The organism is Pseudomonas juntendi (assembly GCF_009932375.1).
GTDB lineage: Bacteria > Pseudomonadota > Gammaproteobacteria > Pseudomonadales > Pseudomonadaceae > Aquipseudomonas > Aquipseudomonas juntendi.
In genome coordinates, this window is sequence record NZ_BLJG01000109.1 from 12,034 (window position 1) to 31,421 (window position 19,388).

At 60.4% G+C, this 19,388-nt stretch carries 18 protein-coding genes; 14 read left to right on the forward strand and 4 right to left on the reverse strand.

The annotated features are described in order from the left end of the window. The first annotated feature begins 113 nt into the window (after positions 1 to 113). The 9 genes from GYA94_RS15160 (at position 114) to GYA94_RS15200 (ending at position 8,868) form a co-directional block, all read left to right on the forward strand. Entirely contained in the window at positions 114 to 1,310 is a 1,197-nt protein-coding gene (locus GYA94_RS15160) for an MFS transporter (RefSeq protein ID WP_110679208.1), read from the forward strand. Positions 1,311 to 1,326: 16 nt separating this feature from the next. Next, positions 1,327 to 1,917 carry a malonic semialdehyde reductase gene (locus GYA94_RS15165; protein WP_110679207.1) on the forward strand — a complete coding sequence of 197 codons (591 nt, stop codon included), beginning with the start codon at positions 1,327 to 1,329 and terminating at the stop codon, positions 1,915 to 1,917. 23 nt (positions 1,918 to 1,940) lie between these two features. Next, on the forward strand, positions 1,941 to 2,513 hold the full coding sequence (locus tag GYA94_RS15170) for a cupin domain-containing protein (protein ID WP_110679206.1): 573 nt from the start codon (positions 1,941 to 1,943) through the stop codon (positions 2,511 to 2,513). Continuing rightward, the gene (locus GYA94_RS15175; protein WP_110679205.1) at positions 2,510 to 3,502 is read left to right on the forward strand and encodes a fumarylacetoacetate hydrolase family protein; all 993 of its coding nucleotides are present in this window, start codon (positions 2,510 to 2,512) and stop codon (positions 3,500 to 3,502) included. Before GYA94_RS15170 ends, GYA94_RS15175 begins: the two co-directional genes overlap by 4 nt. Continuing rightward, positions 3,493 to 4,485, forward strand: a complete 993-nt coding sequence (locus tag GYA94_RS15180) for an NAD-dependent epimerase/dehydratase family protein (protein WP_110679204.1) — start codon at positions 3,493 to 3,495, stop codon at positions 4,483 to 4,485. Before GYA94_RS15175 ends, GYA94_RS15180 begins: the two co-directional genes overlap by 10 nt. Continuing rightward, the gene (locus GYA94_RS15185) at positions 4,482 to 5,267 is read left to right on the forward strand and encodes a cyclase family protein (RefSeq protein WP_110679203.1); all 786 of its coding nucleotides are present in this window, start codon (positions 4,482 to 4,484) and stop codon (positions 5,265 to 5,267) included. Before GYA94_RS15180 ends, GYA94_RS15185 begins: the two co-directional genes overlap by 4 nt. Positions 5,268 to 5,280: 13 nt before the next feature. Beyond that, complete coding sequence (locus GYA94_RS15190; protein WP_438826238.1) at positions 5,281 to 6,918, forward strand: arylsulfatase; 1,638 nt, start codon at positions 5,281 to 5,283, stop codon at positions 6,916 to 6,918. After that, a complete protein-coding gene (locus tag GYA94_RS15195) occupies positions 6,915 to 7,898 on the forward strand; it encodes an SUMF1/EgtB/PvdO family nonheme iron enzyme (RefSeq protein ID WP_161892617.1) in 984 nt (327 codons plus the stop codon). The genes GYA94_RS15190 and GYA94_RS15195 overlap by 4 nt, the downstream gene beginning before the upstream one ends. A gap of 139 nt (positions 7,899 to 8,037) precedes the next feature. After that, positions 8,038 to 8,868 (forward strand): cache domain-containing protein, encoded by an 831-nt coding sequence (locus GYA94_RS15200; RefSeq protein WP_110679200.1) that lies wholly within the window; start codon positions 8,038 to 8,040, stop codon positions 8,866 to 8,868. A gap of 127 nt (positions 8,869 to 8,995) precedes the next feature. Here GYA94_RS15200 and GYA94_RS15205 read toward each other — a convergent pair whose 3' ends face one another. Next, complete coding sequence (locus GYA94_RS15205; RefSeq protein ID WP_110679199.1) at positions 8,996 to 9,694, reverse strand: CatB-related O-acetyltransferase; 699 nt, start codon at positions 9,692 to 9,694, stop codon at positions 8,996 to 8,998. Between the two features lie 203 nt (positions 9,695 to 9,897). Here GYA94_RS15205 and GYA94_RS15210 point away from each other — a divergent pair, with 203 nt between their 5' ends. Both GYA94_RS15210 and GYA94_RS15215 read left to right on the forward strand, forming a co-directional pair. Next, the gene (locus GYA94_RS15210) at positions 9,898 to 10,428 is read left to right on the forward strand and encodes a phenolic acid decarboxylase (RefSeq protein WP_054913434.1); all 531 of its coding nucleotides are present in this window, start codon (positions 9,898 to 9,900) and stop codon (positions 10,426 to 10,428) included. Between the two features lie 212 nt (positions 10,429 to 10,640). Continuing rightward, positions 10,641 to 11,693, forward strand: coding sequence for an alpha/beta hydrolase (locus GYA94_RS15215; protein ID WP_161892618.1), 1,053 nt, complete (start codon positions 10,641 to 10,643; stop codon positions 11,691 to 11,693). 65 nt (positions 11,694 to 11,758) lie between these two features. On the opposite strand, the gene GYA94_RS15220 is transcribed toward GYA94_RS15215, so the two are convergent. Together GYA94_RS15220 and argE are read right to left on the reverse strand one after the other, a co-directional pair. After that, positions 11,759 to 13,036, reverse strand: coding sequence for an MFS transporter (locus tag GYA94_RS15220; protein ID WP_110679197.1), 1,278 nt, complete (start codon positions 13,034 to 13,036; stop codon positions 11,759 to 11,761). A gap of 46 nt (positions 13,037 to 13,082) precedes the next feature. Further along, positions 13,083 to 14,390 (reverse strand): acetylornithine deacetylase, encoded by a 1,308-nt coding sequence (gene argE / locus GYA94_RS15225; protein ID WP_232108535.1) that lies wholly within the window; start codon positions 14,388 to 14,390, stop codon positions 13,083 to 13,085. Positions 14,391 to 14,495: 105 nt separating this feature from the next. Between argE and GYA94_RS15230 the strand changes: the two genes are divergently transcribed. The 3 genes from GYA94_RS15230 (at position 14,496) to betB (ending at position 18,724) form a co-directional block, all read left to right on the forward strand. Further along, positions 14,496 to 15,407, forward strand: coding sequence for a LysR family transcriptional regulator (locus GYA94_RS15230; protein ID WP_054913438.1), 912 nt, complete (start codon positions 14,496 to 14,498; stop codon positions 15,405 to 15,407). 78 nt (positions 15,408 to 15,485) lie between these two features. After that, positions 15,486 to 17,237 (forward strand): N-acyl-D-amino-acid deacylase family protein, encoded by a 1,752-nt coding sequence (locus tag GYA94_RS15235; RefSeq protein WP_161892619.1) that lies wholly within the window; start codon positions 15,486 to 15,488, stop codon positions 17,235 to 17,237. Between the two features lie 17 nt (positions 17,238 to 17,254). Further along, positions 17,255 to 18,724 carry a betaine-aldehyde dehydrogenase gene (gene betB, locus GYA94_RS15240; RefSeq protein ID WP_161892620.1) on the forward strand — a complete coding sequence of 490 codons (1,470 nt, stop codon included), beginning with the start codon at positions 17,255 to 17,257 and terminating at the stop codon, positions 18,722 to 18,724. Here the strand turns inward: betB and GYA94_RS15245 are convergent. Next, positions 18,700 to 19,368: a TetR/AcrR family transcriptional regulator gene (locus GYA94_RS15245; protein ID WP_161892621.1), complete on the reverse strand. Its 669-nt coding sequence runs from the start codon at positions 19,366 to 19,368 to the stop codon at positions 18,700 to 18,702. The genes betB and GYA94_RS15245 overlap by 25 nt on opposite strands. Positions 19,369 to 19,388 lie beyond the last annotated feature (20 nt).

Genomic DNA, 19,388 nt, shown 5'->3' on the forward strand with positions numbered 1-19,388 from the left:
ACAACAATAGGCATCGCCAATGAAACGACTGACCTTGCTGCTCAATAGCCTCCATGAGGGGCTCATCATTTACGGCGCCATGTTCTGGGGCATCCTGCCGTATGAGGTGAGCCATGAGCACTGATCGCCAAGCGGGGCTCGCGCAATCCGCGCTGCTGCTGTTCGGTAGCTGTCTGCCGGTATTGGGGGCGGTATTGATCGCGCCGATCCTGCCGCGTATGCAGGAGCATTTCGCCGACACGCCGAGCGTCGCGATTCTGACGCCCATCGCGTTGACCATTCCGGCGCTAGTGATCGCATTGCTGGCCCCTTTTGCCGGAATGATTGCTGACCGTCTGGGGCGAAAACCCCTGCTGCTTGGTTCGCTCATGCTGTACACGCTTTGCGGTCTGTTGCCTTTGTGGCTGGAGTCGCTGCCGGCGATCGTCGCCAGCCGGGCCGGACTTGGCTTGGCGGAGGCCGGAATCATGACCTGCTGTACCGCGCTGATGGGCGACTACTACCAAGGCTCTCGACGTGAACGGCTGTTCGCGTTGCAGATGGTCGCCACCTCGCTTTCGGCAGCGGTGTTCATCGCGTTGGGCGGTGCCTTGGGGCAGAACGATTGGCGCTTGCCATTCATGCTCTATGCCGCCGGGGTGCTTCTACTGCCGATCATGGCCCGGTGTCTCTGGGAACCAAGCCCCTTGGAGGCGAGCTCACATCAGGCAGCGCCCGAGAGGTTTCCATGGAATGCGCTGTTGCCGCTCTATGCGTTGACCATCCTGGCCGGCATCAGCCTGTTCATCGTTCCGGTACAGGCGGGGTATCTGCTTACCCTCTTGCAGGTGGACGCCCCGCAGCAGATTGGCATGACCATGGGCGCGAACCAGCTTGGCGTGCTGATCGGTGCACTGCTTTTCCGGCTGCTGACAGGCCTGCGTCGGCAGACCGTGATGCTGCTGGCATTCGCCACCGCCGGGCTGGGCGGTTTGCTGATGGCGAAGGCGGGTAGCCATGGGTGGGTCATTGTCGCCGTGCTGGTCAACGGGCTCGGAGTTGGCCTGATGTTACCGGCCCTGATCACTTGGGTAATGAGCAAGGTCAGCTTTGCCCAGCGCGGCCGGGCAGCGGGCGGCTTCACGGCGGCACTGTTCGCCGGGGAGTTCCTCAGCCCATTGGTGGTGATTGCCTTCACAGGCGGCCAGCTTGCCGCCTTGCCAACAGTGCTGGTCTGGATCGCCATCATGCAATTCGTGCTGGCGCTGGTCTGCCTTGTTTTGCATCGCGTATTCCGCGCCTTGGCCGAATCGGCCGCTGCGCTTGCCTGACCCGTAGAGGTTGTCCATGACCTATCTGCCCGACTCCACGACGCTTGACCAACTGTTTTTGACGGCCCGCTCGCATAACCAGTGGCAAGATCGCCCGGTGCCTACCGAGCTGCTACATCGGCTGTACGAGCTGCTGCGGCAGGGACCGACCAGCAACAACTGTTGCCCGGCGCGCTTTGTATTCCTGGCCAGCACCGAGGCCAAGCACAAGCTGTTGCCAGCGCTCAAGGGGCACAACGGCGAGAAGGTGCTGCATGCACCCGTGACGGTCATCGTCGCTTGGGACAGCCGCTTCTTCGAGCACCTACCCGAGCTGTTTCCGCTTTATGACGCTGCGGCTGTTTATCGCGATGACCCCCAGTCGACCTTCGTTGCGGCCCTTCGAAACAGTAGCTTGCAGGGTGCCTACCTGATGCTCGCCGCCCGGGCACTGGGCCTGGATTGCGGGCCGATGTCCGGCTTCGATGCGGACCGGGTAGACGCCACATTTTTCCCGGACGGACGCTGGCGCAGCAATTTCCTTTGCAGCCTGGGTTATGGCGATGCAGAGGGCTTGCGCCCGGCTGGGCCGCGACTGCCCTTCGAGCAAGTTTGTCAGGTGCTGTGAGTCCACGGCCTAGGAGTCTTCGTATGCAAACACTTCCTGCATTCCGGCGCATCGTCACGGGCCATGACGGCAACGGCCGCGCTGTTGTCGCCATGGCGGGTGAAACGCCCAATAACTTCCCGCTCAAGGCCGTGCCCGGCACGGTGTTCTACGAGGTATGGAGCAGCCACGACAGCCCAGCATCTCTGGATAATTCTGGGGATCCCACGAATAAACCTTTGCAGCTCGGTCCCGCTGCATCAGGCAGTGTCATCCGGGTGGTCGACATTCCACCGGACAGCCTGCAGAACCAGGTTAGCGCCGAGGAGGCTGCCGCCGCGTTCGCCGAGATCGGTCAAGCGCAGGCCGGCACCGGCAAGCCAGACTCGAAGCATAAGCTGATGCACCGCACCGAGACCTTGGACTACGGCATTGTCACCGAAGGCGAGGTTTGGCTGGTGCTCGACGGTGAGGATGTTCACCTCAAGCGCGGCGACATCGTGGTGCAGCGCGGTACCAATCATGCGTGGAGTAACCGTACCGAGCAGATGGCGCGTATGGTCTTCATCCTGCTCGATGGCCGCTATGCCGATGAATTAAGGGAGCTGGTCGAATGAAATTGGCAACGTTGAATGACGGCACTCGTGATGGCCGTCTGCTGTTGGTCTCGCGCGATTTGACGCGCGCTGTGAGTGCCGCCGATCTTGCGCCGACTCTGCAGGCCGCTATCGACCATTGGTCGAGTGTGGAGCACGCGCTGCAATGTCGCTATGACGCACTGAACCGCGGCAACTTGAAGGGCGCGTTCGATTTCGACGCAGGAAAAGTGATGGCACCACTACCGCGCGCCTGGCAATGGCTGGATGGGTCGTGCTTTCTCAGCCACAGCGAGCTGATGCAACGTGCGTTCAACCTTGACCCTATCGAAGGGGTAGCGCACACGCCGCTGATGTACCAAGGTGCGGGCGATGACTTTCTAGGTCCGCGTCAGGACATCTCCCTGCCCAGCGAGGCCCATGGTATCGACTTCGAGGGTGAATTCGCCGTTCTGGTCGACGCGGTACCGATGGGGTGCACGGCCGAGCAGGCGCGTCAGCACATCCGATTGCTGCTGCAGGTCAATGACGTCAGCCTGCGCGCACTGGCGCCGCGTGAAATGCGCACTGGCTTTGGCTTCGTCCAAGCCAAGTCGTCCTCCAGCTTTGCGCCGGTGGCGGTGAGCCCCGACGAGTTGGGTGCGAGCTGGCGCGATGCGCGCGTGCACCTACCGTTGCAGGTCGAATGGAATGGTGAGTGGTTTGGGCATCCGCATGGCGGCGACATGCATTTCGGCTTCGATCAGTTGATTGCCCATGCGGCGCTGACTCGACGGCTGAGTGCCGGCACGCTGATTGGTTCAGGTACGGTCTCTAACCGTGACCGCAGCGTCGGCTCGGCCTGCATTTCCGAGCGACGGGCCATCGAGATGATTGAGCAAGGTGCACCACGCACAGGTTTCATGGGTTTTGGTGATCGCATCCGCATGGAAGCACGCTGTGCCGACGGCAGCGCGTTGTTCGGTGCCTTGGACCAGCGTGTGGTGCAGGAGGTAACCCCATGCGAGTGATGATCACCGGTGCCAACGGATTCGTCGGGCGCGAGCTCTCACTGCGCCTGCTGGCCGATGGCGTGCTTTGCGGCCAGCCTGTAGAGGCTTTGCTGCTGCTGGACCAAAGCCTGGACGGCTTTCCCGAGGACAAGCGCATCCGCCGATATTGCGGCAGTGTGGCCGATACCGCGTTGGTGCGGCGCGCGCTCGCTGACGGTGTCGATGTCGTGTTCCACTTGGTCAGCGTGCCAGGCGGTGCTGCCGAGGCGAATTACGAGCAGGGCTACGAAGTTAACTTGAGGGCCAGCCTGGAATTGCTGCATCAGTTGCGTAATGCAGACCGTGCGCCCCGTCTGGTTTACGCCAGTAGCATCGCGGTATACGGCAGCAATCTTGCTTTGCGCATGGACGAGGCATCAGCCTGTCTGCCGCAGTCGTCGTACGCCACCCACAAACTCATCGTCGAATCTCAGCTCGTCGACCTGGCTCGGCGTGGTGAGGTGGATGGAGTTGCGCTGCGCTTGCCCGGTATCGTCGCCCGTGCGCGTCAGTCGCGGGGGCTGAAGTCGGCCTTCATGAGCGATCTGCTGCAGGCGTTTGCGGCAGGCGAACACTATGTGTGCCCAGTTTCAGCGCAAGCCACGGCCTGGTGGATGTCGGTTCGTTGTTGTGTGGACAACTTAGTGCACGCCGCTGAATTGCGAGGCGAACTGGCGAGCCGGGTTATTCAGTTGCCCGTGTTACAGCTATCGATCGAGCAGGTGCTGGACGCGCTGTCGATCTGCTTTGGCGAAGAGCCACGCAGCCTGCTCAGCTTCGCTCCGGAGCCTGAACTGGAGGCACGCTTCGGCTGTTATCCGCCGCTGCGCACACCGCAGGCCAAGGCCCTCGGTTTCCACCACGACGGGTCCGCAGCCGCGCTGCTGCGCAATGCCCTGAATCTGCCCGCGACGCCACGAGCGCGTCGTCCCGTCCCGTCTCTTGCAGGAGCACCATCATGAGCCAGAAGAAGCGTCGCCTGGTCGATTTGTCCGTCACACTCGACAACAACCCCTACACCGACCCGCCGCCCTTGCTGCCGAAGATCGTTTACATGGATCACCAGCAGGGCTGGCCAGAGATGGCGGCGATGTTTCCAGGCTTGCGCAAGGAGCAAATGCCGGGCGATGAATCCTGGGCCGCCGAGCGGCTGGACATCACCACTCACAGTGGCACGCACATGGATGCGCCTTGGCACTATGCGTCGACCACAAATGGCGGTCAGCCGGCATTCGGTATCGATGAGCTGCCGCTGGAGTGGTGCTTGCAACCAGGCGTCAAACTGGACTTCCGTCATCTCCCTGATGGGCATGTGGTGAGCGCGTCCCAGGTCGAGGCTGAGCTGGACCGCATCGGGCATCATCTTCAACCGCTGGACATCGTGCTGGTCAACACCCGCGCAGGCAGCCTGTTCGGTCAGCCAGGGTACCTGGAGGCCGGTGTCGGTATGGGGCGCGAAGCCACGCTGTACTTGTTGGAACGCGGGGTACGGGTGGTCGGGACCGACGCCTGGAGCTGGGATGCCCCGTTCAAATATACACGGCAGCGTTTCGACGAAACGGGCGATGCCTCGTTGATCTGGGAGGGTCACAAGGCCGGGCGGGATATCGGCTACGGCCAGATGGAAAAGCTCGCCAATTTGCACAGCTTGCCGGCCAACGGTTTCCAGGTTTCGTGTTTCCCCTACAAGATCAAGCATGCCTCAGCGGGCTTTGTGCGCGCCGTGGCTATCTTCGAAGAATAAAAAGGAGTTTGCCGTGCGCCTTCCTGCCTTACTGACCGTCGCGATTTGCCTGGCAAGTGCCAGCGTAGTGGCAGCCGACCGGCCCAATATTCTGCTGATCGTCGCGGACGATCTCGGTTACTCCGACCTGGGTGCATTTGGTGGCGAGATCGAAACGCCCAATCTTGATCGCATGGCCGTCAATGGCCTGCAACTGACCAGCATGTACGCGGCGCCGACCTGTTCGCCGACCCGAGCCATGCTGATGTCCGGCACAGATAACCATTTGGCAGGCCTGGGTACCATGGGCGAAGCCATCCAGCCCTTCCAGCGAGGCAAGCCGGGTTACGAGGGCTATCTCAATCAACAGGCACACTCCATCGCGCAGCTGCTGCGTGATGGTGGTTATCGCACTAGCATGGTGGGCAAATGGCACTTGGGGCTGGCGCCCGAACAAGGGCCTGATAGACGTGGTTTCGAGCAGTCGTTCACGCTGCTTGAGGGCGGTGGCGTGCACTTCAAGCCCACTCCCGGATCCAAAGCGAAGATCGAGCAGATTACCTACCGTGAAAACGGCCAGCCGGTGGAGCTGCCGGAAGATTTCTATTCCACCGATTTCTATACCGATAAGCTGATCAGCTACCTCAGAGCGGGTGAGGGTAGCGACAAGCCGTTCTTTGCTTATGCCGCCTTCACCTCGCCGCATTGGCCTTTGCAGGCGCCTGAGCCTTACCTCGATAAATACCGCGGTCGCTATGACGGCGGCTACGACGAAGTGCGGGCGGCGCGTGTTGCGCGGATGAAAGAGAAGGGTTTGATGCCGGCTGATTTCCAGGCGGCGGCACCACTGCCGGTAACTGCGCAATTACCAGGTTGGAAAGAGCTGAATGCGCAGCAGCGGCAGGTCGAGGCCCGCAAGATGGAGATTTACGCTGCCATGGTGGACAACCTTGATCACAACATAGGTCGGTTGCTCGACTATCTGCGCGAGAGCGGACAGCTGGACAACACCTTGATCGTGTTCATGTCTGATAACGGCGCCGCAGGGGAGCGCCATGAGGTGTTCTACCCTGCAGGCCCAGACACCGACAACAGCCTGGAAAACATAGGGCGTCGCGGCTCGCAGATCGACTATGGGCTGCGTTGGGCGGAGGTCAGCGCGACGCCGATGCGTCTGTTCAAGGGTACCACTGCCGAGGGCGGCATCAGCGTTCCTGCCATCGTCCAGCTTCCTGTCAGCCTGCGGCGCCAAGGTTTGGAGCGCAGCGTGGCGCGCGTCGATGATCTGGCGCCGACCTTTCTCGCCCTGGCATCTTTGCCTGATCCAGGTGATACCTATCACGGCCAGGCCAAGCATCCCATCACGGGTCGCTCAATGCTGCCGATGCTTCAGGGCAAAGCGCGTCATGACGGAGTCATGGCGGGCGAGTTGTTCGGCAGCCGCTACTACCGGGAAGGCGATTTGAAGTTGCTGGGCCTGGTCCCGTGGGCGAAGCCGGGCGAGGCACCCCAGCCTCTGCGTTGGCAGCTTTTCGACCTGTCCCGCGACCGTGGCGAGCAGCACGACCTGGCAGATAGCCAGCCGCAGACCATGGAGCGGCTCAAACAGGCCTGGCAGGCTTATGCGCGTCAAGTAGGCGTGGTTGCCCCACCGCAAGCCGCCAAACCATGAAGCGTTGGTGGAACAGCGGTTTTATTCTGGCGGGCGTTGTGTTGGCGGTGGCCGTGGTATGGCCTCGTCCTGCACCGGTGCTGGGCAGTCGCACCACATGCGAGGCTTATGACGGTTTGCCCAACGGCTGGGAAAGCGAACCACTGGCCGGCATGATCCGTATAAGTGGGGGGCGTTTCACACCAGGCAACGAAAGGGGGTATCCGGATGAGCGCCCTTTGGGAGCCGTGGATGTTGGCGACTTCTGGATTGATCGTACCGAGGTCACTCGTGCGCAATTCGGTGTCTTCGTGGCCGCCACAGGCTATGTCACCGAAGCTGAGCGAGCGGGTGTGGCCGCCGTATTCAGCCCGCCACGGAACGGCGCCCAAGACATTACCCCTTTGAACTGGTGGAGGCTGGTCAAGGGCGCTGACTGGCGCCACCCTGAGGGCCCCGATGCTGCCCCTGCCGCCCTGGATGGGCGGCCTGTCACCTTAGTGACCCTGGCTGATGCCCAGGCCTATGCAAACTGGCGTGGCAACCGGTTGCCAAGTGAGGCCGAGTGGGAGTACGCGGCGCGTGCAGGCGGCTCTTCCCAGCGCTTGGGCGAGCTGCCGCTGGATGAAGATGGGAAGCCCGCTGCCAACTATTGGCAGGGCGCATTTCCGCTGATTGATATTGGCGAAGACGGGTACGCCGGCCTGGCCCCGGTTGGCTGTTTCGCGGCTAACGCCTTTGGTTTGTTCGACATGATCGGCAATGTCTGGGAGTGGACCACCGATAAACAGTGGGGCCCCTTGATGGGCCATGCCAATGGCGACCCCGGGCAGTTGCGAGCAGTCTCAGGCCGATCATCGTCCAGGGTTATCAAAGGGGGGTCATATCTGTGCTCGGGCAACTACTGTGCTCGCTACCGCGCGGCTGCCAGGGAACGCCAGGAAGCTGACTTGGCGACGTCGCATGTCGGTTTTCGGACCATTCGCCCTATCTTGCCCTGATGCATGACCCACGTGGAGTTGTGGCGATAGGTGTGGGACGCATCGAGGCCCCGGCCTCTGTGCTAACTGATTCAAAGTGAACCCGACCGGGTTTCTGTATGCATTGCTCGTACGTCTGGGCGTATAGGAGAATTGGAATATGCGTTTGATTGCATGCTTGTGCAGCGCCTTGTTATTACTGAGCTATGGTTCGGCGAAGGCCGATGAACAGCAACGCGCTCGGCAGTTGCTCCAGCGCGCGGTGGAATACTACTGCGTGCAGGGCGATATCGCTTTTGCTGCATTCAGCCGCCAAGGCGAGTTCATCGATAATGAGCATTATGTGTTCGTGGTCGATACCAACGGTACGCTCTTGGCGAGCGGCGGGACGTCGGCCACCTGGATTGGTCGGGATGTGACCCAGGCCTTCGAGCCAGAGGTTCGCGCAGGATTTCGCAAGGCACTGTCTGGTGACGAGGGGCAAGTGCTATCGGCAGAATACCGCTGGATGAACGCGCAAGACGGCAGAGTTGAACGCAAGCGGGTTTTCTTCCAGCGCGTGGGCGATCGGGTACTGGCCGTTGGCATGTACCTACCGCGCGCAACGGCTGACCAGGCCAAGGCGTTTCTGAATCGCGCAGTCGAAGCTATCGAGCTCGAGCCCGAAGCCACCCTGCAGGCTATCAACAACCTGTCCGCGCGTTTCAATGAGGATGACCTGTATCTCTTCATCATCGATCTGCGCAATGGTCGCTACGTGGCTCATGGCTACAACCGCAGGTTGCTGGGTGTCGAGTTCACCACCATCAAGGATCCCGAGGGCAAGCCGGTCGGCGCGCCCATTCTCGAGATGATGAAGAGTCGATCTGAAGGGGGGTACGGCTACCGCTGGCGTAACCCGGTGACCGGCAAGGTGGAAGACAAATATGCGCTACTGCGTAAAACCGGTCATCTGCTCGTCGCGACGGGCTACTACCTGGGCTCCCAGTAAGCAAATGCCGTTGTGGGGCTGTACTCGGGCAACTTCATGTAATCGGGAAATCAAGCCGTTACTTCATCAGTAGCTTCGACGCGCAAACGCAAAGGCCATCGGCGAAGTTTGATAAAGCTGCAATCCACTACGGCACTTCTTGCACCCTGCGCTTGGCGATGGAGAGTTTCGAGTAGTGTACTGGGGCGGCGGGTGCACCATTTTCAATCGCCTTGAGAAACGCCTCGGCGTCGTTCATGGGCAGGCGTTTGAGGTACTCGACATCCAGGTTCCACCATTGGCTTGCAAGCAGCCGCTCAATGACTTCAGCGCTATGCCGGTATTTGATGAACTTGGCTGGGTTTCCGCCAACGATCGCATAGGGGGGCACGTTTTTTGTCACCACTGCCCGTGTGGCAATGATTGCCCCCGTGCCTACCTCTACACCTTCCAAAATGGTCGCGCCATGCCCGACCCAGACATCGTGGCCCATGGTGACCCAGGAAAGCGCTGGAGAATAGGACAAGCCTCCCGTTTCATACTGGAAGGGGTGCGTGCTTACCCAATCGGTTGGGTGGGTATGCTTTTCCTGGCCCAGTGTGCAGTCGGATCCGATCGAGCAAAAACGGCCGATCGCAGAAATCACGGATAACGTGCTGCCACTCCTGATGTAGGTGTGGGCACCGATGGTCACCGACGGCGACTCTACCTTGACGTGTCCAAGGCTTACACCTTGCTCAATGGTTGCGCAGGCACGGGCGCTGAAGGAACCAGAACCTCCGGCGGCTTTGCCGCCCAGTTTTCGGAACGCTTTCTTGAATTGTTGTTCCCTGAGGATTCTGAGCATCTTTCTGATGGCACCACGGCTGTTGAGTGGGGATGTTAGCAAGCACCTCGCGATCAAAGAAGGCCTGGCCTGCGCTGCCCGGTCTCGCGCGCCGGCAATCTGCGGGTGTGGGCAGCTTGAGCCGCTGTGTTCAGCGCAAACTCGCGGACCGCCGCCTATAATCGGCTAGCTATGTATGTCTAACGATTATCGTGGAGATTACAATGAGCAACGCTTCAGTATCGTCTGAGCCCGTTCAAGATTTTTCCAGCTTCGTAGGTCGGCATTTCATCTACACCTATGCCAATGGATGGAAGTACGAATGGTATGCACGCAATGAAAAAACCTGTGACTATCGTATCCACCAAGGACTGGTTGGCGGTCGCTGGGTTACCCACCAGCCCATGAACCTGGTGCAGTTGGCGCCGGACTTGTTCAAGGTCGATTGGCATGAGCCAACCGGCACTTGCGTCAGCCTTTCATTCGACCTGTCGCGCCGGATTCTGCACGGCACCATTTTCTTTCCGCAATGGATCGCTGGCGAAGGCCAGCACCCGGAAAAAACCATTTGTTATCAAAACGAATTCATCGAAGACATGCATAGATTCCGCGATGAAGGCCCGGCTTATCCCTATGTGATCATCGCCGAATTCGCCCAGATCACCTATATGGAAGATGTGGGTACCGATAACGACAGCGTCATCAATGCCGCGCCGGGGCAACTGCCTCAGGGCTACACCGAGCGCGTCAACTGACGCTATTGCACAGGACTCGCAGGGGGCTCGCCCTGCGACCTGACAGCAAGTTGAGTGCCGCCGCCCAGGTGACTGCCGACAGGCCCGCCGCGCTCTACTAATTAGAACGCATCTCTGCAGCCCTCTGCTTGTAGCCCTTTAGGGTGCCTCATAAGATTAGCCAGTTTCGCCTGTATTTCTATCGAGGCGTTGATTCTGGGAGTGGGGAATCCATGAAGAGGCCAGTCAGCCAGGTCGGCATGAAGTGGGTCGTCGAGGCGTTGGGCAGGCTACCCCATCGCTTGCAATCTGCCATTGGCGGGTCTCGACTCAACCAGCCGGGTCACGTGTTAAGCGCCGAAGTGGCGATGTTTCTCAGGCTGATGGGGGATCGCGAGCTTGCCCGCCCGCAGCACCAGCCCCTGGATAAAGTGCGCAAACAGACCGACCATGACGCCTGGGTGTTTGGCGGCTGTGATGCACCTGTCGACCTGGAGCGAAGCTTCACGATCGACGGGCAGGGCGGGCCTGTTCCAGTCAAGACGTTCGTAACGAACGACTGCGCGCAGGGCGTACTCATTTACTTCCACGGTGGCGCCTGGGTATCCGGAAGCCTGGCAAGCTGTGAAAGTATCTGCCGGTATCTGGCGCGCGAAGCCAGGCTGCACGTACTGTCGGTGGACTACCGGCTGGCACCCGAGCATCCATTTCCTGCCGCCATCGATGACGCACTGGCAGCCTATGAGCATGTGCTGAAGGAAATGCAGGCGGCCAATACGCCTGGCGCATTCATTGCCGTGGCGGGCGACAGCGCGGGCGGCAATATTGCTGCCGCGTTGTGCTACACGCTCAGAGAGCAGAAACGGCGCTTGCCCGACTTCCAACTGCTGTTCTACCCGGTCCTGGACAACGAAAACAGGTCGACGTCCTATTCGCTGTTCGAAACAGGCTATGTGTTGACTGCGGACCAGATGAACTGGGCGCGTGAGCTGTATGTGCCCAGCCGGGCCTACAGCAAGCCGGCTGTGTCGCCGTTGCTGGTCGACAGTTTTGAAGGGCTGCCACCAACGTATATTGCCACCGCCGAGTTCGATGTACTTCGCGATGAAGGTGAGGCGTATGCGCACCTGTTATCGGCCGCTGGGGTGAACGTGACCCTGCGCAGGGCGGCTGGGCTCATTCATGGGTTTGCGAACATGATGGGCGTCAGTCGCGTGGCCAGGCAGGAAATGCAGCAGGCAGTAGCAGCGCTGGTACGTAGCCGACAAGTGCACGGTGGGAAATGAGGGGTTGTCAGGCCTCTGGTGCCTGACAACCGCCAAGTGTGCATGCCCCGATGCGCCCTGTTGCGTCAGGGGACACTTTTGATTTTCAGCACCAGCAGCCCGCCCATCAAGCCTGCCAGGCCTGCAAACATGTAGAGGGCAGGGTAGCCTCCGAACTGGGTCACCAGCATGGCGCACAGGGCAGGGGCGAGGATCTGTGGCCCGACGATGGCAACGTTGATGATCCCCAGGTCCTTGGCATGGTCCGCCGAACTGGGCAGCACCTGGCTGATGAGCGCTTGATCGACGGCGACATAGGCACCATAGCCAACACCGAGTACCGCTGAGGAAACCATAGCCATCGGCCAGTTCTGCCAGAAGGCCAACAACAGCGAAGCCACTCCCATGATCATCCCCGACACCGTCACGATGGCTTTGCGCCGGCCGGTTCGATCCGATATGGCCCCGCAGGCGAAAGCGGTGACCACCACGGCAGCGGTATAGATCAGCACCAGCTTCAGCAAGCCGTCTTCGGCCCGCTCACCCGGGAAAAGCGCCTCATAGCGCAGGCCGTCGCGAAGAAAGTACAGAAAGAACAGGGTACCCGTGGCGCTGCTGAGGCCGACCAGAAAGCGCGTCGACCATGCCCAGGCAAAATCCGGATGCTTTCTGGGGCTGATCCAGAAGGCCGAAAAGAACGCCTTCCAACGCCATTCACCGGTGTGCACCTGCTGCCCCAGCGGATCATCGGTAAACAACACAAATGGCATTGAAAGCACCACGAATATGGCCGCGACGACGGTGTAGCTTTGCGCTATGCCGACACCCAGCGTGGTGGTGATGACGGCGCCCAGTACAACTGCCACGGACAACATCACGCCATTCCAGGCGCTGACAATGGCCCGTTGCTCAACTGGCACGCGGTCCGGTATTGCAGCGGTGATTGCACACAACACCCCGCTGGTGCCCACTTGTACCAAGGCCCAATAAACGACGATGCCCGTCCAGGTCGTTTGCTTGCCCAGCATGTAAAGTGCCAGCGCGCCGACGACAATGCCGAGAAAGTTCCACGGGTGACGGCGGCCGAACACTGAGCGGGTTCTGTCCGACAGAAAGCCGATGACAGGCTGTGCGACCAGTGCGATGGCCGAGCCAATGCCCATCACCATGCCCAGCGCGCTTTCTTTTGAGTTGGGCGCCAATATTTCCATCTGCTGGGCAAGCAGTACTTGGATGGGGGCGAATACCGCCAGCCAGACGCCAAGCAGTGACAGTGCCATGGCTAGAATGAAACCCCCGCCTACACGGGTGCCAGGCCCGTGGTCACAGCGCTGCATTTTCAAATCCGTGCGCAACTCACCCATCGTATTTTCCTTGTTGTTATTGATCGGTCAAGGTCGCCAGCCAGTGTCAAACCTGCTGGCTGAGCACCAGCTTGTTCAGGAAGCTATTGCAAAGGTCCAGTTGCTCGAGCGACACGTATTCATTGGCCTTGTGTGCCTGCTCGATGTAGCCGGGCCCACAAACGATGGTGGGCACGCCAACTTCCTGAAATAAGCCTGCCTCGGTGGCATAGGAAACCCGGCGTACGCGGGTGTCTTGCCGCAAGCCGGCAATCAGCGTGCAGATTGCTTCTTTTTCGCTGGGGCTCAATGCGGGTGCCCTGGAGATTTTCTCGAAGACGATTCCTGCGGTATGCACGCGTGACTTCATCTCCGGCTGCAGCACCTCTTCGGCGTAGCGGGTTATTTTTGCGTATATCGATTCGGGGTCGACGCCTGGCAGGTTGCGGAACTCGAACTGAAACTCGCAGTGTTCCGGGATCGTGTTGATTGCTATGCCGCCACTGATCGTGCCTGTTTGCGCGGTACTGAACGGTACGTCGAAACCCTCATCGAACGGGCCGTGATGTGAAGACTGCCGTGCGAGGTCGCTGATGAAGGTAATCAGCCGCGCGGCATACTCGATGGCGTTCACCCCGGCCGGTTGCAGCGACGAGTGCGCAGCATGCCCTTTGACCTTGCAGCGGTAGGCATTGATGCCCTTGTGGGCAACGACGATGCCCATGCCGGTGGGCTCGCCAACGATGCAACCCTGCGGTGCAACGCCGCGCTTGACCAGGTCTTGCACCATTGAGGGGGCACCGGCACAGCCGATTTCTTCATCATAGGACAGCGCAAAATGCAGCGGCGCTTTCAACGCGGTGCGCAGCATGTTCGGCAGCTGTTCCAGAGCGACTCCAATGAAGCCCTTCATGTCGCATGCGCCACGTCCGTACAGCTTGTCGTCGCGTACGGTCGGTGAGAAAGGGTCGGACGCCCAGGCCTGGCTGGTGACCGGAACCACATCGGTATGGCCGGACAAGACCAACCCGCCGGTCGTAGACCCGTCACACGCAGGGACCGTGGCGAACAAGTTGGCCTTGCGCCCGTCACGGTCGTAGATGAGCGTGCTGTCGATACCGTAAGACTTGAAGTAGTCGCGCACCACTTCTATCAACCCCAAGTTCGACAGCGCGCTCGTTGTATCCATGCTGATGAGCCGCTCGACCCATGGGTAGGCAGTGCAAAAATTAGCAGAAGTCATCTTATGGTCTTCATTCAAAGTACATCGGCATTGGGTGGGCGCGGCGGTGGATGGCGCGAGTTTGCCGAGCACCAATGCCCACGTTTGAATCATCGCGTGCGGCCAACCGCCTGCATTATTGAAGTTCTGCAAGGCTGCAGGTACACCTGCCGGGCTGATGCTATGACGCCTAAAAAGTGACTACAATCAATGTCAGCTTGTTTTTTGTTCTGATTGTTAGATCAACGAGGGCGCGTCATGAGTCGACTGATCAACCTTTCACGCATTGCCTATTTCCACGAAGCTGCCCGTTGCGGCAGCATTCGCGCGGCTGCCGACCTGCTGAACGTCGCCCCATCGGCGGTCACCCGGCAGATCCAGTTGCTGGAGGCCGAACTGGCGACGGTATTGCTCGAGCGGCGTGGCCGGGGCGTGGCGCTGACGGAGGCGGGGAAGCAGGTCATCGAGTTTCACCGTGAACAGGAGGCGCACCTCGGTGACCTTCTGGGCCGGCTTCAGTCGCTTCGGGAGATGAAAACGGGCCACGTGAGCCTGGTTCTGGGTGAGGGGTTCGTCAACGACATCCTCAACGGCCCCTTGCCGCGGTTCTGCAAAGCCTACCCAGGCGTGAAAATCAGCCTCGACTCGGCGGGTACCAACGAGCTGATTCGCAAGGTACTGGAAGACGACGCCGAGATCGGGCTGGTCTACAACCCGCCGACCCACCCCAAATTGGTCTCTCGCGCCTGCCGTGTGCAGCCGATGAAAGTGATCTTCAGCCCCGACTCGCCGCTGCGCAAGGGCGACGGGCCCCTGCGTGCCCGTGAGTTACTGGACTACCCGCTGGCGGTCACCTATTCCACGCATGGCGTCAGGCAACTGGTGGATGTGCTGGAGCTGGCCGAGAAAGTCAGGTTCGACCCGGTGATGACCACCAACTCGATCGCCACGCTCACCCAGTTCGCCAAGACAGGGCTGGGTATCGCCTTCCTGCCGGCATTCGCCATAAAAGCAGAGCTGGACGCTGGGGAACTGCTGTGCCGGGATGTGGGCCATCCACTTTTCCTGACGGCCGAAGCCCACGTGGTAACGCGTGTTGGGCGCCGGTTGTCCTCGGCGGCTGCGCGCATGCTGCAAGTACTGACAACGCAGATGCAGGCTTTCAAGTAAACACAAGTATGACACTTGACAGGGCAAGTCGCGCCTGTATTCTGATGACAAGCGTAGTCAAAATGTGAGAACAATAATATGCATTATGACCTGATCATCAAGAACGGCCTGGTCTTCGATGGCGTCAGCCACAATGGCGTGGCGGCGGATGTTGGCATCCAGGACGGGCGTGTTGTTGCCGTCAGTGCATCAGCACTTGACCCGGCAGTGGCGGCAGCGGTACTGGATGCGAAAGGTTGCTGGGTGATGCCCGGTTTTCTGGAAATGCACTCGCACTACGATGCGGAGATATTGAGTTCTGCTGCATTGAAAGAATCCATCCGCCACGGTGTCACCACCGTGGCGACGGGTCTTTGTTCGCTGAGCATGGTTTCAGCTTCGGCGCAGGATTGCGCGGATCTGTTCAGCCGTGTGGAGTCCATCCCGCATGACCATGTACTGGACCTGCTGACCACACATAAGCGTTGGTCATCGCCGGCCCAGTACCGCACCTTCCTCGAAGGGTTGCCGTTAGGGCCGAACGTGGCGTGCTACATCGGCCACTCCGATATCAGGGCTGCCGCCATGGGGCTGGTCGAGGCCACCACGCCGCGGCCACCGACCGAGCAGGAACTGCGCAGCATGGAGGCCCTGCTCGATGAAGCGTTGGACCAAGGGTTCCTTGGCCTGTCGGTCATGAAAACCAAGATCGACCGGGTGGCCGGCGAACGTGCATGGTCGCGCCCACTGCCCTCGACCTTCGCCAGCTGGGCCGAAATGGCACGGCTGTTCAAACGGCTGCGCGCGCGCGGGGCGATCCTGCAGGGTGCCCCGGATGTGGCCGAGCCCTCCAGTGCCGTACGCCTGATGTTCGCTGCTTCGGGCTGGTTCCGGCCAAAGCTGAAAACCACATTGCTCACGGCGCTGGACCTGAAGGTGAAGCCCAGCCTGCAGAAGATGGTTCGCCTGAGTGGCTGGGTTACCCAAAAGCTGCTGCGCGGCAACCTCAAATGGCAGTTTCTACCGGCGCCACTGCGGGTCTACAGCGCGGGGCTGAACTTCAACAATTTCGACGAATTTGCCGGCGGCCTGGTACTGCGCAACCTGAAGAACGAAGAGGACCAGTACGCAGAAGCCACCAAGCCCGAGTTCCGTGAATTATTCAAACAGGGTTTGGGCAGCGTATTGAAAGTAGGGCTCTGGCAACGCGACTTTTCCGACGCTTATGTCACAGCCTGCCCGGACCCAAACCTGATTGGCCGCAATTTCGGCGAAATCGCCAGGTCGCGCGAGCAGGACCCTATCGACTGCTTCCTCGATCTGGCGGTGCAGTACAAATCCGAGCTTGTCTGGACCACGCTGATGGGCAACAGCCGGGTCGAGGTCATGCACAAACTCATGCGCAGCCGCAGCGTCCATGTCGGCTTCGCTGATTCCGGGGCGCATATTCGTGGCCTGGCTTTCTACAATTTCCCGTTGCGCTTCCTGAAATATATCCGCGATGCCCACCTGGAAGGTAACCACTTCATGAGCGTGGGCGAGGGGGTGGCGCGTGTCACTTCCGAACTTGCCGACTGGTACGGGCTGGACGCAGGCAGGCTGAGGCCGGGCGCCCGGGCAGATATCGCCATCGTTGATCCCCAGGGCTTGAACAGTGACCTGGACGCGGTCAGCGAAGACCTCATCGAAAACACCCCGCTCAGGCGGTTGGTCAACCGCAACGACCAGGCAGTGCTGGCCACGTTGGTCAATGGGCGAGTGGCCTATGCCAGGGACGGTGGGTTTGCCAAGGACCTTGGCGTAGCGCACCACTATGGCAAATTCCTGCCGGCCCGTACTCAGCCTGCCTGAGCAAGAGGATCACCAACATGCACAGAACCATAGGGCAGTTCATCGATGGCAGGCAGGTCTACGCCAGCGGTTGCAGCACATTCGACTCGATCAACCCAGCCAACGGCCAGCTGTTGGCCACTGTCGAGCAAGCCAGCGCAGGGCAGGTCGACGACGCCGTGCTGTCGGCCAGCGCGGCGCAACGCGAGTGGGTCAAGCTTCCGGTGGCTGAGCGCACTGCGATAATGCTGGATGCAGCCAAGCTGATCTTGCTGCGCAATGACGAACTGGCGCAGCTGGAAACCCTCGATACCGGCAAGCCAATCTTCGATACCTCCAGGGTCGACATCAAAGGCGGGGTAGCGGTCATGCGCTATTTTGCCGGCTTGATGGCGGCTATCGAAGGCCGGCAGTCACCTGTAGGCGAAACAGCGTTCACCTATACCCGACGAGAACCGCTGGGTGTGGTGGCCGGGGTGGGCGCCTGGAACTACCCCCTTCAGATCGCCATGTGGAAGCTGGCGCCCGCGCTTGCGGCTGGCAATGCCATGGTGTTCAAGCCCAGCGAGTTGACACCCTTGTCCACCCTGCGCCTGGCCGAACTGCTGGTCGAGGCTGGCGTACCCGCAGGGTTGTTCAATGTGCTGCAAGGCAATCAGGCCGTGGGCAAGGTGCTCAGCGAGCACCCAGGTATCGCCAAGATTTCGTTCACCGGGAGCGTCGCGACCGGCATGAAAGTGATGGCCAGCGCCGCCGGCACACTGAAGAAGGTCACCATGGAACTGGGTGGCAAATCACCGTTGATCATTCTGCCCGACGCCGATATCGAGCGAGCGGCAGATATTGCGGTAATGGCCAACTTCTTCAGCAGCGGCCAGGTGTGCACCAGTGGTACGCGGGTGTTCGTGCACCGCGCTATCCAGGCCAGGCTGCAGCGTGCAATCCTGAAGCGGGTTGAAAATATTGCGATTGGCGACCCCAGTGACCCGCGCACGCGGTTCGGCCCTTTGGTCAGCCAGGCGCACCGCGAGAAAGTGCTGGCCTACATTCAAAGCGGTCGCGACGCCGGCGCGACATTGCTGTGTGGCGGGCACCTGCCGGCAGGGCAGGCGTTCGCGGCAGGCAGTTACTTGCTTCCGACTGTGTTTACGGACTGCAGCGACGACATGCAGATTGTTCAGGAAGAGATATTCGGGCCGGTGATGAGCCTGTTGACCTTCGACAGCGAGCAAGAGGTGATCGCGCGTGCCAATGCCTCGGTACTAGGCCTGGCGGGCGGCGTGGTAACCCAGAACATCTCCCAGGCGCACCGTATCGTGCACGCGCTGGAGGCGGGTATCTGCTGGGTCAATACCTGGGGCCAGGTGCCGCCTCAAATGCCCGTTTCCGGCAGCAAGCTGTCTGGTATCGGCCAGGAGAACGGCATCGAGGCACTGTTCGAGCACACGCGGACCAAATCGGTGTTCATTGAACTGGGCAGCTATCAGTCCGTTTTCCCACCCTGCTGATCGTGCAGGGCTGCGCCAGGCACCTTGGCGCAGCCTTCGATCAGGGCAAGCCCTGTGTCGATCAGCACGTTCACAGGGTCCCGGTATTGGCTCAAGGTCCAGTACACGGCAATCTGGTTTATTGCCCCGAGTATGCCCATGCACATGTACAGTTCCGAGGCGACCGGCTTGAAGCCACCGTAGGTGCGGTTGATCGCGGACAACAGGAAGTTGCAGAAGCGCAAGTTGTTCTGCTGGTAGAGGTTGTCGACGCGTTGGCTTACCCCGAGCACTTCGACCAATACGATTTTCGCCACCAGCGGGTCCTGCATGGCCTCGAAAAACGTGGCGAGGAACTTGCGGCCTGCGTGGTGTTGTACCTGGTCGTGGTCCTGGTAGAGCTGGCTAAGGCGTTGTTCCAGGTCGTCCATGATCGATACGTACACCGCGCACAGCAGCTCTTCCGTGCCCTCGAAGGACTCGTAGAAGTACCGATCGGTGAGTTTCGCCTCGCTGCACAGGTCGCGCACGGTCGTGGCGCGGTAGCCCTGGGTGCCGAACAGCTGCATCCCCGCCTTCATGAAGGCCTCCCGGCGGGCCTTGATGCGCTGCTCTTGGCTGACGCCACGGTAGGAGCGCTCGGCACCCCCGGAGGTTTTGCTCATTGTGGCCACCCTTCTAATAA